A 15,384-nucleotide genomic window follows, 5' to 3' on the forward strand; every position below is an offset into this window, starting at 1 on the left:
AGGTTCACTTCAACTCAAGAGGCTTTCTTTTACTTATTCTTAAACTTCTCCTTCGCCGCTCTCATCTTCACATTCAAATCATGATCAATGGAGTCACGAATATCACGCTCTACTACTTCCATTTCTTTTTGGAAGTTTTGTAAGTAAACTTGTAATTCTTCTTCTTTTTCAGGACGTTGTGATGGTGGCAACTGTGCTACAAGTGATAACATATCAATTAAGTCTTTCATCAAGAACGTTTCCAGTTTATGTTGTTGTTCAAACATGCGTTGTTCTTGGTAGTACGGAAGTGCATTTAATACGGAAATTGTAATGTCATCAACTGTTCTTTGTAGTGACGGATTAATTGAACGTTTATATGCCTGAATGGTATTCAATGCATCAGGATAACGATCATAAAAATACAGTTTATAAAACGATAGATCTGTTGGCTTGGATGATTGCTGTGATTCTTGCCTTAAGAAATCTTTTACTTTCATCACTGCTACATCAATATCTTCATTTGTCACTTTTTTCGTTGTTTTTGCCATCACATGCACTTTCTTTTGTTTATCTTTCGGTAACATAGAGAAAACTTGTTCTCTTGTACGCTGACCTGAAACGCAGAAAAGGGTATTCAATGCTTTTTGTTCCTTTTTTCCTTCTGTACGAATCCAGCGATAAAAAAGTGGATGTTGCGTAAACTCTTGTAAAAACGGCGTTGATTTATTTGATAGCTTTTCAACCGATTCATGCGCTCGTTTATACGGCTTCGCCCATGACAAGTAAAATTTCCGACCGAAGTAAACAAGTAAAACAACAACTGTAAACCCTAATAAAAGCAAAATCCCACCAATCATTAAAACAAATTCGAAGAAACCCATTTTTTCACCTCCTCTAATGCCTCTTTATTTCTTCGGGCGCTGAATGAGCTTCTGCTTCATTTCATTATTAAATGTGTCAAGTTCAATAACAAACTTCTTACTAGATTCAATAATGCGCTCCGATGATTTCTCAGATGCTTCAATAGCCGCAAATACATTTTGAAATGATTCGCGCAATTTATCCATGCTGATTGCTGGATTTTCAAGCAGCTTCGTCGTTTCTTCTGTGTTTTGCTTTAAAGCCTGTGAATTACTTAATACCATCGATTCAATTGCTTCATTCGTTGCGTTAACTGCATCAATCGTTTTCCGTTGATTTGTTAATGCGAGTTGAATTGCTGCGGAAACCGTAATAACGTTTTGTGTCATTGTAATCGCATTACGAATTGCTTCTGTTAACTTTTCATTATTTTTCTTAATGATGTCTACAGATGCGATAGATTGCAGTAATACGCTCTTTGCTTGCTGCATATTGCGTGTACGCACAAGAATTTTTTCTAATGCATCATTAATTAATGGAATATCCTTTTGACGATCTGGATTTTGCTTTTCAGCCTCAAGCATCCCGGCAAGCTTACGCCCTAGATACACTTGTTTATCAAGGGCATGGATTTTATCATGTGATTGCTCTTTTAACATTTCTAAACCAACTGTATCCTCTTGTAAATTGTCACGTCCAATAAGCAGCGCTCTTATTATTTCTTCAATTTGTTTATCTATGGATTGATATTTATGCACATATGTTTCAAGTGGATTTTTCTTAAAAACTTTAAACATAAATTTCTTCATACCTGATGCTTTCAATGAATTAGGGTCGAGTTCTGATACCACTTTACGCAATTCTAATAACGTATTTGGAATTTCTTCATTCTTTCCATTCATCATTGCAGTTACAGGACGTTTTAGTGCTGATAATGTTTGCCCTGCTGCTTGCTGTTCTTTATCCCCTAAATCTCCAAGCTGTGATAATACTTTCGAAAGATCTGTATTTTGTTCACTATTTAACTTCTGTACATATAAATCAGCTTCTTTATTCAATTCAACAAGTTCTTCATCTTTAATAACTGTATCAACAACTACTTGCATATTGTCTTTCACTACTGATACAGGTTCTTTTTTCTCTAATTCAGTCAACAAAATCGCTCCTTTATTTATATGTGCGAATTTATTTGCACTATATTTCATCTAAGATATCGTGTTCAACATGTATGGTACTGGTTTGAAATCGATTTTCAATAAACTCCTGCTTATGCAGTCATTCCCTGTTTCTTATCATAAGTATACCTGTTCTCTACATTATTTTCCTCAGACTTAAGACCTAGAAGGTCAGGTGCTGAAGGCGGATTCTTCACGTGTTACACGGTTTATTGTTTAGTAATTCCGCTTTCAATTTCATTTTGTCTACCTTCCCATTCAGTTTCTTCGGTAATTGTGATAATACAGTCCAATGACTTTTAACAAAGCCTTTCAGTGTACCTGTTGAACCTGAATTATAACCAAAGAAATATATAAATCATCAGGTCTACTCACATATCTAAAAGGAAAATCAATATTGTTCTGCTCAATCGTTTGACATACAGTCTCTTTAGATGTGATAATCCAATTAAGCTCCGTTCTATTTATAATCGCTTCCATTCAACTCCTGTAACTTCTGGATGAACTGGCATTATAATTCCACCAATTTCTGAAACTGCAAGCGCATCTCGAATCCATTCCATACAATTTTCTAATTTCATAATAAAAACACGCCCTGGTATCGCTCCATCTTGTGTAAAAGCTGATGCACGTGTAGAGACACAATTCGTTATGGCTATATCCCTTCATTTTTTTCGTGCTACAAACGCTCCTTTTTGAAAGGCTAGTAATACAGTTTCAAACGTATCATCTTCTTCAATCATCTGAATAAATTCTGCTAACTCTTCTGCATGCGAAGTCGCATTATCAATGACAAGAAATCCTTGTGGTTCTAATATGCGTTTTATATTTTCCCACCACCACATATATTGCGTACGCTCTGAATCTAGAAAAATAAAATCAAATGAACGATTTACTTGTACATCTAGAAACGCTCCTGCTTCTTGATTATGAATATCAATCCGATATCTAAGATTTGCCTTTTCAAAATTCATAAGTGCCTCTGCGACCCTTTCTGAAGAAAGCTCAACAGTTGTAACATTTCCTTTTGTTTCTTCAGCCGCATTTGCCAGCCATAATGTTGAATATCCATTTGAAGTACCAATTTCTAAAATTTTTTGTGCACTACACCCTTTTATTAAAATAGATAAAAATTGTCCCATCTCACGAGAAACATTTCTTAACTTTTCTTCTCGCTTTTCTTTTTTGCTATCATGCTCTTCCCCGTACTTTTCAAGTTCTAACAACAATAATTCTAATGAATTCATGCTATTCATCGCCTTTCTAACAAATTTAATGATTAAAAATTGATGAGAAAGTTAATTATGTTTGTCTACTTTTCATTATATGCGAAACGAAAATATTTTTCCTGTTATAAGACAAAGAATTGAATTTTTTTGTAGCGTATTGTTTCATTTTTTGGTAAAGTTAATTTCTACGTGTAATTATTCCATTCACATTATTTTACAATCAAAATGCAATTATAAAATCATTTTTAATCGGTATTTCACATTAAAGAAGCGCCCTTTTCGGACGCATTTTCTTTTGTTTATAACTGTATGTAAGAAAGGATGCTTTGAACATGAACGTGATTAATTTAGAGGCTGCTAGAAAACGTAAGCAGCACAAAAAGCGAATGATAACTATACCGATTATTAAGCGTATTTACGAAGAGGACGGAGAAATTAAGTGCGAGGTATTAGGCGAAAAAGATGTTCCTCTTGAAATGTTAGAGAAGTAATTTACATGATTTTAAATCGAAGACGCATCTCTGTTGAGATGCGTCTTTTTCATTCTATGCATTCTCATTTAAATGCATAAGCTTTTCTGGATTCATCATCATATAAATAGATGCTATTTTCTCTTCTTGAAATTCAAACGAAAGCACATACGTAGCGCGATTATTTATATTTACAATAATACCTGGTGTACCATTTACCATTCTAAATGTAATGGAATATTCTTCTGGTAACTTTTTGGTAATCCCTAAGAATAAACGAACAATCCTTTCAGATGTGTAAATTGGTTTAAGAGCCGTTGTAACCTCCCCTCCACCATCTGATTTGAATATCGCATCTGTTTTTAAAATTTCTAGCATTGCCTGTACGTCTCCTCGCTGCAAAGATGCGACAAATTGTTCCACATATGCAGCCATCTGCTTTGTACTTAATTTTGAAGCTTTCGGTTTATCCACAATACTCTTTCTAGCACGATGAAAGATTTGCCGACAATTCGCACTGTTTTTATCAACAATTGATGCAATTTCATCATAATCGTAACCAAAAACTTCTCGTAATATAAACACTGCCCGTTCAACTTCAGATAACTGTTGTAAAAGCAAAAGATACGCTGTAGAAATAGACTCCTTCATTATATATGTCATTGAGGGATCATCATTTTCTTCAACAAGTGGTTCAGGTAACCACATGCCAATATAAACATTTCGTTTATGAGCTGCTGAACGTAATTTATCGATTGTACGATTCGTAACCATCTTACATAAATACGCTTTTACATTATCAACAGACTCTAGCTCTTCTATTTGATTTAATGAAAGAAATGTATCATGAACAATATCTTCAGCGTCCATAACACTCCCGAGCATACGATAGGCTAAAGAAAACAATAATGGTTTATACGCTTGATACAATTGTTCCATTTCCACACTCACATGACCCTCTTTCAATTTGTGACTTTACTTTGTTCTAAAATTTGTAGTGCTGCTCGTTTACCGCTAGAAACCGCAGCATCAGCTAATAATTCATCATGTCCAGCCCAATCTCCTGCAACATATATCCCTGGCATTTCAGGAACAGTAGGCCCTGGATTTTCAGTACGCCCAATATGAGGAAAATCATAGACAACTGTTATTTTAGGTAAATATTGCTTTTCAACTAACTCCTGTTGCCACTTCGGGTGTAGTAAATCCATTGTATGTTCTAACAAAATTTTATCATCATTAAAGTTACTAGATTGTAATGTAGGATTATGATATTTTATCAATCCCACTACTACCGTTCCATCTGCGCTCAGCTTAGCAGCTCTCGATTGATTCGTAAAAAATACAGGTTGATCTAACCCTAAAGCAAATTGATGTAATGAATTAGGCAATCTTCTCAAGCCAAGATCTAATGAAGCAACTGTTACTGGCACTGATTGGTCTTCCCATATATGCAGCGTGGTGTCTTTTGCTCCCTTTACAATTTTACAAGCTTCTTTTGGTGGTATAGTAACAACAACCGTAGGAACTTCAAAAAATTCGTCACCAGAACAACGAATTCTTTGAATATGACCACAGTGCTCAATTTCAACTACGTTTTTACTCGCTATAAAATGAACTCCAGCATTTGTAGCTTCGTCTCTTAGCTTTGTTATAATTGTCTCCCAACCACCATCTACATAAAAAACTCCTTCTTTCATTGATCGTTGTATTTGTTTTAGTACAGAGGATGCTAACTGTAATGTAGGAGCATATGTGTAAGTTGATGTTCGGCATAGTGCATAAAACATATTTCTTACCATCGGATCTTTGATTTCTTTTTCTGCCCATACACTCAAACTCATTTTAGGAAGTGTATTTAAATCTAATTTTCCGAGCTTTAACATCAAATGAGAGAATTGTATTTTAGCAGGCCATGAAAGTAATAGTGTAGATAAGATTGACCGAAAATCTGTCGGTATTGTATACACATCATTTTTCCATATACCATGTGCGCTAGTTGAAGGTATGTCTCCTGGAATGTTGATTCCAAGTTCCTCAAAAGTTGATAGTGCTTCTCCCCCGCGATATAAAGCGTGCGCCCCAAGATTCATAAGGATGCCGTTTTTATTCGTTGTTATTGCTCTTCCACCAAAGCGACTTGATTTCTCTAATACAACAACTTTTTTACCTTCCCTAGCTAAATAAATCGAAGCTGTTAATCCAGCAAGTCCCCCCCCTATAATTGCCACATTAAAATTCTCCATATATATTCCCTCCTTATTGTTCTACACACAAGACGGATGAAGAAAGAAGAATGTGACATCTTTTAAGATTTATTTTTCCTTCAAAAACAAAAAGATCCTTTATCACATACTAAAGGATCTTTTTGTTTACATAATATAATTACCACCAACTTGTATGAGAGGTAGTCTTTAGTGGCACTGGATTCCAACTTTGTTGTATTGTTTGCCATGATTTAACCGTTCCATCTTTACTTTTAATAAATGCTTTAAATTCTATATTTCTTTCAGCTGGCAACACAACATTTCCTCTCCAATCATTACTATGAGAATCATAATATAATTGAATTGGATACTGTTTTGTGTCCCAACTTCCTAATTCCGCACGATTCCCAGTAATATAAACAGTATCTCCTATTGTTGTAGGAACATTTTTTACTACAATCGTTTGCATAACAGGGGTTACACCTAATAAATCTTTAAATTTCCCCATTAATGAATTGTTATACATTACATCTTGATAACGAAGTAACGTAAATCCAGCAAAATTATAATTGAAAGCCATTTCTGCAACTCGTTTATACTCTTCTTCATTTCCGATACTTAAAGCATTTTCACCGTTTAATACAATTCCCTTTTCATTGGCTAATGTTGCAATATTTTGTACCAATGTTTTTGGCATTGAATATTCCGGATAACTACCTTTATCTGTCATTTCTAAACAAGTAAATGTTACATCTAGCTTTGCACTTTTGAAAGCATCAAGTAAATGGCTATAATCATTATACCCTGCAGGCTTTTCAGCTCCATGAGGTATTGTTGGGTTATTATATTGCCAATGCACGCCTGCAATTTTTGCACCAATTGGCACTTGGAAAGTTGTGTCAAATGCATTATGTGCTAATTCACCAATTAATTTTGTATGATTTTCCAAGATACCCTGGTACCATTCTAAATAGTCTTTTCCATACATAGAAAGATATCCATTCATTAAAAATTGTTCCCCATCGCTTGGTGGTAAAATTGCTAACTCTGAAATCAGTTTCGTGCCCCATGCTTTATTCACTTCATTTAGAGAACCATATTTATTTAATACCCATAAACGAAATTTAGATTTTGCAAACTCTGTATACGCTTGAAACTTTCCACGTGAGGGATATCCTGTCCCATCGGAAGTTGTATATGAAGGATATCTTAGTTCACCAGCTGGTCCTCCAGATAAATATATTTTTGCGATTACATCTTTATATGGTTTCATAGCTGCTGCGAATGCTGTATAGAGTTCACCATATTCCTTTCGAATTACATCTGAAGCAAGTGGATTTAATGTTTCTTTATTGACAGTTCCTGTTTCAGACTTAAAATAAAGGCTATCATCGGATTTTTGATTCCAAACCCATGGAGGAATTGGTACATTGCAATCATCTCCAACATTTCCACCGCACTGATGTGTGGAAATAATAGGAATCATTTTCATACCTGCGTTTTTTACCGATTGAGCAAAGCGCTGTGCGTATGAAAAATCAAATTGCTGATCTCCGTTCTTTTCCATATCCCCCCACCAAAAATCAACTGTAATAGCATAAAAACCATTTTGTTTTGCCCATCGTAAATCATTTTCAAATGTCTCCCAATTTGTTACTTCCGGTATCTTTTTTAATGGCGCCATTAAATATGCTTTGTAATCTGGATTCATTCCTTTTCCATTTACAGCTGCAGAACTCGCTTGTGGAATTAATAATGATACAAATAACATCACTACAGACAAAATGACAATACAACAATATTGAAACTGATTTTTCATTACTTCTCTCCTCCTTAATTTACAAATTTCATGTATCCGCTTTCATTATAAACGGAAAGACGCAATCGTTTGCATGCAATAATGCATAATATTAAAATAAACAAGCTAGATTAATCAGCTTGTTTATTTTAAACTCCAATTTCATACTATCTACTTTCACATACAAATATCATTTCTTATTTTACTGGACTTGTTACACTACTTTTATCAAATTTATTAACATATCACGAAACCCTTTTGTATAAATCTAATATTTTTATCCTTTTATAACTTTCAAAAACATTATTAATTTACTACCTTATTTTTATATTAATAATATTTTATCCAGAATATTAGGTATGTACGGGTCATATTTTCATCTTGTTTCATTACCTTAAACTACCGTAACGATTACTAGAGTTTTCACATATACTATTTATATATCAAACTGGAGGTGATGGTATCATGAATAAAGAGTACGATTCTAACAAAGATTCTTCTAACAATAAAGATATCCGCACTTCATCTTCACAATCTTCCAATTACCAATCATCACAAAACCTATATCGCCAAGGATATGTAAAGAAAAAAGGATGTAATTGCGGTAAAAATAAATAGAATTTTCACTTTGTTTAGAATTGAATTTACTGTGTAATATATACACATCAAAAAAGAGCATCCATAACAGATGCTCTTTCTCTTATAAAATAAGTAAATGATATTACTATATCTTTGTCAAACCCTTCACCCCTTATCTTTCCTTAACAACAAATAAGACGCTAAACCGATCACGGCAGCGCCTAAAATAGTTATTATAAAGTGAAACTTTAATCAGTGGGGGTTTTCTTCATCCCCCACTGATTATTAGTTGAACGAATCGGGCTTTTACGGACAGTTCATCTCCCACCTAACTTCTTTGCTTTCGCTGAATTTTGAGGTGGGAGTGTTACTATCCGTTAATGCGGGATAAATTTAGTTGTAGTATCAATGGACAATTACCAACACTTATTCTTCCATTTTTTCACTTTCCCACTGTGAGAGTAGATATGTCCGTTATTATTTAAATAAACTTCTATATCCTCAGCAAACATCTTTTACATCCTCTCCTTCAATAACTCCCTTTTTATTTCCAGCCAATTTCTTCAAGTAATCAACGAATTTATTAATTATTTCCACTGCCATCATCCTTTCAATTCAAATGTCCATTTTGTTCAATAAAATAGAGTACCCGCCATTAGGTACTCTTTTGTGAAAGGAGTATGGAGCTCCAAGTATCATCTCAATTATGATAACTCGTCCCACACTTCATAATATGCTTGTCTCATTAATTTGTTTACTAGTCCATTGTGTAATTTCTATATAACAAAGAAAATAAAGTTCATACTTGGGAAGATAAACGCTGAAAATGTATCAGATTTTGTAGCAAAAATTCTAAGTTGTTCATTAATCGCATGAAATTTATTTACTGTTTCTTTTTCTTTTCCGTACAACGTAATAACATCTGCACCTGTAATCGCTTCTTCAATAAAACCGTTCAATTCTCCTAAATCTTTTTGGCGCTTTTCTATTAAATATTCGTGCGTCCCACTTCCAACTAACTCACCATGATCTAAAACAAGAATTTTATCACAAAACTTTATGGACGCTTATTTAACTCTATTTCAAGACAATAACAAAAAGCCGCATTCCTTCATAATAGAATGCGGATAATTTTAATTATGTATACTCAATTGTAAAATCCAAAAATTCTGTTTCAAATCCATTATCTTTTGATGGACTACAGGTATAATTTCTTAAACATTCCATAATTCACTTATCTATCATTTCCTATAATCCATTCAAAAAGTATCTGTTAATAGTTACTTCTAGATTAAGATTCTATTTAAAATTCAGTCAAAACTGGAAATTTATATCCTTTAAAATCAATCTTTTTACCACCGCGAATCATCAAATATGTTTCAGATTGAAACTCTTTGCACGCTACCTCTTCAAGCCCTAACTCATCAGGGTAAAAGTAAAATTCAATCTCTGTAAATGGCTCAGATATTTCAGCACATATATCATCTAAAATCGGAAATATTTGTGCGAAAATACCAAATAGTTTCAGTACTTGATTTTTCACTTCAAATACAATAAGCGCATCTAGTTTCTTTGAATAATATAGTTTTTCATTCCATTTCGCATCGTACATATTAAAATAGAAAGAAGACCGATAGTTTAATGTTGAAAATTCCATTGAAAGCTGTTGAGCGTTTTCTATTATTTCCTTTATAAGTTCCATATCTTTTTCATCATAAAAGTTTAATTTTCGAAGTGAAGACGAACGAGGTAGAATATTTTCATACGACAATGTCATCAGATATTCTTGTACGACTCGAAAACCAAATGGTTCGTATAATTCCGGTTTCTCTGTAAATAATATTGCACATTCATACTTTGTATCTATTTCTTGTAATACTTTACATAACAGCTGCTTCATCAAGCCTTTTCTCCGATATTCTGGATGTGTCATGACAGATTGAATACCAGCTGCATAAATCCGCTCTCCATTTACAAACATTGGTAGCGAAAACATAGACACATTTGCTATTACTTGACCTTCTTGTAAATATGAAAAAGGTTTGTATGTAGTGTCCCAAAATCCATTGGCCTCAAAATTTTGTAACGTTTGAACAGGAATACGAAACACTTCTTCAAATAATTGAAATAACGGTTCCTTTTTCGATTCCTCCACAAAAAAGTTTTCAAAAAGAATAAGATTCCCCATATTGTCCTCCATAAGTTCATTCTTATCAATGTAATCGTTTTCTATTGTGTTTAAATCAAGTAAGTCTTCTTACAACTCAACGCATCATCACAAAATATACCAAAATAAGTTAAGATTTTCAAGATAACTCCGAATACTAATCCACCTGTTTTTTTTCCTTTATGATTCAGACAAGTTCTTTTCAGCAAAACTCTAAGGAATTATTTTTTTAGTATTACAACACTTTTATAATTTTTATATTTAACAGCTAACCGATATATGTCAGATAAAGTGAAACTTTAATCAGTGTGGGTTTTCTTCATCCCCCACTGATTACTAGCCCTCACCAATCGGGCTTTTACGGGCAGTTTATCTCCGACTCAATTCCTGTACTTTCGCTGAATTTTGAGGTGGGGGTCTTACTGCTCACGAATAGCGGAATAAAAATTATTTTATCTTACGCTTACATGTATTGTTCAATAATCAACATACTAAGTGAGAGCTAATTTCGTAAAAAGTGAGGGCTATTTAACTATGGAAAATTATACTCCCCCTAAATGTATTATCGTTATTTTTGGTGCGACAGGTGATTTAGCAAAGCGCAAATTATTCCCGTCTCTTTTCAGGCTCTTTCGACAAGGGAAAATCTCCGAAAACTTTGCCGTTATTGGTGTGGCAAGACGACCATTATCTAATGAAAAGTTCCGTGAAAATGTTAAACAATCTATTCACAATTTACAAGAAGAAAACATGACTCATGATACATTCGCTTCCCATTTTTATTATCATCCTTTTGATGTAACGAATTTATCTTCTTATCAGGAGCTAAAAAGTTTATTAATCACTCTAGATGGAAGGTATTTTACCGAAGGGAATCGTATGTTTTATTTAGCAATGGCCCCTGATTTTTTCGGCACAATTGCCACGAATTTAAAATCAGAAGGATTAACTTCAACAGAAGGTTGGATTCGTTTAGTAATTGAAAAACCATTTGGACATGATTATGAATCAGCACAAGCATTAAATGATCAAATTCGCCACGCCTTCACAGAAGATGAAATTTATCGTATTGACCACTATTTAGGTAAAGAAATGGTTCAAAACATTAAAGTCATTCGATTTGCGAATGCAATTTTCGAACCCCTTTGGAATAATCAATATATAGCTAACATCCAAATTACTTCAAGTGAAACTTTAGGAGTAGAAGAGCGAGGCCGCTATTACGAAGATTCAGGTGCACTACGTGATATGGTCCAAAATCATATATTACAAATGGTGGCACTCCTTGCAATGGAACCACCAATAAAGCTAACCGCAAATGAAATCCGAAGTGAAAAAGTCAAAGTACTACGTGCTTTACAGCCACTTTCAGAAGAAACAGTAGAACATAGTTTTGTACGAGGACAGTATGGACCAGGTATGATAGACGAGCAAAAAGTAATTAGCTACCGTGAAGAGAACGCGGTAGATTCAGAATCGAACACAGAAACATTCGTTTCTGGTAAATTAATGATTGAAGATTTTAGGTGGTCAGGAGTTCCTTTCTATATTCGAACTGGGAAACGTATGCAAGAAAAATCAACTGAAATTGTCATACAATTTAAAGACTTACCAATGAATCTATATTTTAATAAAGAAAAAAAAGTTCATCCTAATTTATTGGTCATTCATATTCAACCGGAAGAAGGAATTACCCTCCATTTAAATGCGCAAAAAACCGATAGCGGTACTACTTCGACACCCATCCATTTAAGTTATTGTAATAACTGTATGGACAAAATGAATACACCTGAAGCATATCAAGTTCTTCTATACGATTGTATGCGTGGTGATTCAACTAACTTTACACATTGGGACGAAGTATGTCTTTCTTGGAAATTCGTTGATACAATCTCGAGTGTTTGGCGTAATAAACCGGCTAAACATTTTCCTAACTATGAGTCTGGGTCAATGGGCCCTAAAGAATCTGATGCTTTATTAGAAAGAGATTGCTTCCATTGGTGGCCAACGATAACCTCTCATTTGAAAGGAGAAAGTTACAATGAAAATATATGATATTACAGCACCTATATTTGAAGGGATGACTGTTTACAAAAATAAGCCTGAAAAACAACCACAATTTTCAAGAACAACAAATGCGCATGTCACGGAGTCACGTATTACATTAGACGTCCATACAGGTACGCATATTGATGCACCATTACATATGATTAACGAAGGAGCAACCTTTGAAAGTATTCCATTAGAAAAATTAGTGGGACCTGTTAAAGTTTTTGATTTAACAACTGTTGAAGATGGAATTACAAAAACTGATTTACAACACCTCGATATTCAAGAGAATGACTTTATCTTATTTAAAACTCGTAATTCTTTTGAAGACGAGTTTAATTATGAATTTATTTTTTTAAAAGAAGACGGTGCCCATTATCTAGCGGAGCGAAACATTAGAGGAGTTGGTATTGATGCTCTCGGGGTGGAACGTAGCCAACCAGGACACCCAACTCATAAGGCATTATTCGATGCAAATATTATCGTCATTGAAGGATTACGTTTAAAAAACGTGCCGGCAGATCAGTATTTTATGGTAGCTGCACCATTAAAACTAGTTGGAACTGATGCCTCTCCAGCACGTGTTCTTCTTTTTAAAGATATATAAATAATAAACAACCCCGTTTTTTTAAGAACGAGGTTGTTTTTATGTAGAAAACGTTTTTCAATTACATTAAGATAACGACTCATTTTTTGTCACTTTTTTCTACCGCATGTCCACCAAATTCGTTACGGAGCGCTGCAACAACTTTACCTGTAAATGTATCATTTTCTAATGAACGATACCTCATTAATAAGGACAGGGCAATAACAGGTGTCGCTGTTTGTAAATCAAGAGCCGTTTCAACTGTCCATTTTCCTTCTCCTGAAGAATGCATGATTCCTTTAATGTCATCTAACTTTGCATCCTTTGAAAATGCGCGTTCCGTTAAATCCATGAGCCATGAACGAATAACTGAACCATTATTCCATACTCTTGCTACTTTTTCATAGTTATAATCAAACTCACTTTTCTCTAACACTTCAAATCCCTCACCAACAGCAGCCATCATACCATATTCAATCCCATTATGAACCATTTTTAAAAAATGACCACTTCCTGCTTTTCCTGCATATAAATATCCATTTTCTACAGCCGTATCTCGAAATACAGTCTCAACAGTTTCCCACGCTTCCGGGTCTCCTCCAATCATATAACAAGCACCATTACGAGCACCTTCTGTTCCACCAGACGTTCCTGCATCCATAAAATGTACACCAGCTTTTTTAAACTCATCATAACGACGAATGGATTCCTTATAATAGGAATTACCCGCTTCAATCACAATATCTCCTTGACTTAAAAGCGGTGTAATTTCATTAATAACAGTATCAACAACAGCATGTGGCACCATAATCCACAGAATTCTTGGTTTTTCGAGAGATTGAATAAGTTCAGATAGACTAGATGTACCCATAGCTCCATATTCTTTTATTTCTTTTATAGCATCTGTATTTACATCATACGCCACTACTTCATGATTCTTATCAATTAAATTTTGACCTAAATTTAATCCCATTTTCCCTAGACCGATTAACCCTATTTTCATCTTTAACTCCTCCTAAAAATACCTAAGTGAGATTCGCTAATCCTTTGTTTATCTTTCTTCATTTGAACAATCAATATTTATCCAAATTTTTTCACTACGGATATATTTTGCACGAATCAGCTCTGGTAGATGCATAGGAGTCACTTAATATTTATACTTTAACATTACAGTATAAAAAACATTCCAGTTCCTATCCCGTTATTCACTAATCCCTTCTAATCTCTCCTTCGTACTTCCTTCTTCTCCTTTCAAACGTTTTTCAAATGTTTTTCTCCAACTTGCTGAAAGGGCCTCTACTCCTAAAATCCTTCGTACTCCCTCAAAGTTACGTTTTTCTTTATGCATTATATGGTTTGCAAAAGCGATTGAAATACCTTTACGATCAGACTCAAGTTGCTTAAGAGAATCTGTTGGTGATACCCCCCCCTCTTTTAGAACACGAAAATAAAATCCCGTATACCCTGTGTTTTGGAAGTAAAGTGGTAATTGCGGTATATCATACTTTTTTGCTAATTTAAAACAAGGTTGCCTTGGTTGACTTACTTGTACCACCGCTTCGCCAATTTGAAATATATCACCTATACAAACATCTTCCTCAAGCATGTCTTGCACTGTCATATTCTCTCCAAAAGCACCGTATACAAGCTTTCGATTCAATTCCTTTTCCCAATATGGATAATGGTTATAGGAATAAACACAAACTGCTTTATCTATTCCTCCGTGATGGACTAAATCAGCTTGCCCATCTCCATTAAATTTTAGTGATGATAAAAAAACAGGCTCACTTACCCGTGATTTATTAATACCCGTTTGAATTAATTTCCCACCATATGACACTTCTTTTGGCATACCTACATTAAGAGACCTCAAGTCATACGACCTTGGCATCATTCCCCACTCCTTTTACTATTTTGACAAAGCGCTTCAAAAGCTTGATTTATTATCTCAAACCCCTTATCAATTTCTTCATTCGAAATTACAAGTGGTGGTAAAAATCGAAGAACATTATCATGTATACCCGCCCCAAGGCTTATAAGCCCATTTTTCCAAAACTCCTTAATTAACTGCGCTGTTAATTCTTTTGCGGGTTCTTTCGTTACACGATCGGTCACTAGCTCCATTGCCACCATTGCACCCGCAAAATCAATAAAGTTATTTCCATCTACATCTGTTATCATTGCTCCTTTTGCCGATTGTACGTACAAAGGTGGTGAATTATATACCCCTATTGGTACAGCTTGTTGATATCGCTTATGAAGTTTTTGAGAATAATTACCT

At 34.4% G+C, this 15,384-nt stretch carries 13 protein-coding genes and 2 pseudogenes; 4 read left to right on the forward strand and 11 right to left on the reverse strand.

Annotated features, from left to right (window positions below; translation table 11 throughout):
* Positions 1-29 precede the first annotated feature (29 nt).
* The 3 genes from ACM6HU_RS05810 to ACM6HU_RS05820 form a co-directional block, all read right to left on the reverse strand.
* On the reverse strand, positions 30-863 hold the full coding sequence (locus tag ACM6HU_RS05810; protein ID WP_016114864.1) for a DUF3974 domain-containing protein: 834 nt from the start codon (positions 861-863) through the stop codon (positions 30-32).
* 24 nt (positions 864-887) lie between these two features.
* The gene (locus tag ACM6HU_RS05815) at positions 888-1,997 is read right to left on the reverse strand and encodes a toxic anion resistance protein (protein ID WP_016114863.1); all 1,110 of its coding nucleotides are present in this window, start codon (positions 1,995-1,997) and stop codon (positions 888-890) included.
* A gap of 686 nt (positions 1,998-2,683) precedes the next feature.
* Positions 2,684-3,274 (reverse strand): O-methyltransferase, encoded by a 591-nt coding sequence (locus tag ACM6HU_RS05820; RefSeq protein ID WP_029426826.1) that lies wholly within the window; start codon positions 3,272-3,274, stop codon positions 2,684-2,686.
* 305 nt (positions 3,275-3,579) lie between these two features.
* On the opposite strand from ACM6HU_RS05820, the gene ACM6HU_RS05825 reads away from it, so the two are divergent.
* Positions 3,580-3,738, forward strand: a complete 159-nt coding sequence (locus ACM6HU_RS05825; RefSeq protein WP_016114861.1) for a hypothetical protein — start codon at positions 3,580-3,582, stop codon at positions 3,736-3,738.
* Between the two features lie 54 nt (positions 3,739-3,792).
* Here the strand turns inward: ACM6HU_RS05825 and ACM6HU_RS05830 are convergent, their stop codons facing one another.
* The 3 genes from ACM6HU_RS05830 to spoII form a co-directional block, all read right to left on the reverse strand.
* Positions 3,793-4,662, reverse strand: a complete 870-nt coding sequence (locus ACM6HU_RS05830) for a sigma-70 family RNA polymerase sigma factor (RefSeq protein WP_033671172.1) — start codon at positions 4,660-4,662, stop codon at positions 3,793-3,795.
* A gap of 17 nt (positions 4,663-4,679) precedes the next feature.
* Positions 4,680-5,963 carry a phytoene desaturase family protein gene (locus ACM6HU_RS05835; RefSeq protein WP_016131410.1) on the reverse strand — a complete coding sequence of 428 codons (1,284 nt, stop codon included), beginning with the start codon at positions 5,961-5,963 and terminating at the stop codon, positions 4,680-4,682.
* Between the two features lie 139 nt (positions 5,964-6,102).
* Positions 6,103-7,743, reverse strand: a complete 1,641-nt coding sequence (gene spoII / locus ACM6HU_RS05840) for a beta-amylase (RefSeq protein ID WP_016131409.1) — start codon at positions 7,741-7,743, stop codon at positions 6,103-6,105.
* Positions 7,744-8,187: 444 nt separating this feature from the next.
* On the opposite strand from spoII, the gene ACM6HU_RS05845 reads away from it, so the two are divergent.
* Positions 8,188-8,340: a hypothetical protein gene (locus ACM6HU_RS05845; RefSeq protein WP_016114857.1), complete on the forward strand. Its 153-nt coding sequence runs from the start codon at positions 8,188-8,190 to the stop codon at positions 8,338-8,340.
* Between the two features lie 752 nt (positions 8,341-9,092).
* Here the strand turns inward: ACM6HU_RS05845 and ACM6HU_RS05850 are convergent.
* Together ACM6HU_RS05850 and ACM6HU_RS05855 are read right to left on the reverse strand one after the other, a co-directional pair.
* A pseudogene (locus tag ACM6HU_RS05850) lies at positions 9,093-9,284 on the reverse strand (ABC transporter transmembrane domain-containing protein); the annotation flags it as partial.
* Positions 9,285-9,604: 320 nt separating this feature from the next.
* Positions 9,605-10,489, reverse strand: a complete 885-nt coding sequence (locus ACM6HU_RS05855; RefSeq protein ID WP_016114855.1) for a GNAT family N-acetyltransferase — start codon at positions 10,487-10,489, stop codon at positions 9,605-9,607.
* 513 nt (positions 10,490-11,002) lie between these two features.
* Between ACM6HU_RS05855 and zwf the strand changes: the two genes are divergently transcribed.
* Positions 11,003-12,523 (forward strand): glucose-6-phosphate dehydrogenase, encoded by a 1,521-nt coding sequence (zwf, locus tag ACM6HU_RS05860; RefSeq protein ID WP_016114854.1) that lies wholly within the window; start codon positions 11,003-11,005, stop codon positions 12,521-12,523.
* Entirely contained in the window at positions 12,510-13,124 is a 615-nt protein-coding gene (locus ACM6HU_RS05865) for a cyclase family protein (protein ID WP_016114853.1), read from the forward strand. The genes zwf and ACM6HU_RS05865 overlap by 14 nt, the downstream gene beginning before the upstream one ends.
* A 79-nt stretch (positions 13,125-13,203) precedes the next feature.
* Here the strand turns inward: ACM6HU_RS05865 and gnd are convergent, their stop codons facing one another.
* From gnd to ACM6HU_RS05880, 3 genes and pseudogenes are all read right to left on the reverse strand, one after another.
* Positions 13,204-14,106: a phosphogluconate dehydrogenase (NAD(+)-dependent, decarboxylating) gene (gene gnd / locus ACM6HU_RS05870; protein WP_016114852.1), complete on the reverse strand. Its 903-nt coding sequence runs from the start codon at positions 14,104-14,106 to the stop codon at positions 13,204-13,206.
* Between the two features lie 198 nt (positions 14,107-14,304).
* Positions 14,305-14,994 carry an MOSC domain-containing protein gene (locus tag ACM6HU_RS05875; RefSeq protein ID WP_016114851.1) on the reverse strand — a complete coding sequence of 230 codons (690 nt, stop codon included), beginning with the start codon at positions 14,992-14,994 and terminating at the stop codon, positions 14,305-14,307.
* A pseudogene (locus tag ACM6HU_RS05880) lies at positions 14,994-15,284 on the reverse strand (aminotransferase class III-fold pyridoxal phosphate-dependent enzyme); the annotation flags it as partial. The gene ACM6HU_RS05875 and the pseudogene ACM6HU_RS05880, both read right to left, overlap by 1 nt.
* Positions 15,285-15,384: the final 100 nt, after the last annotated feature.

It is taken from the genome of Bacillus sp. IT-79MI2 (assembly GCF_949768135.1).
GTDB lineage: Bacteria > Bacillota > Bacilli > Bacillales > Bacillaceae_G > Bacillus_A > Bacillus_A pseudomycoides.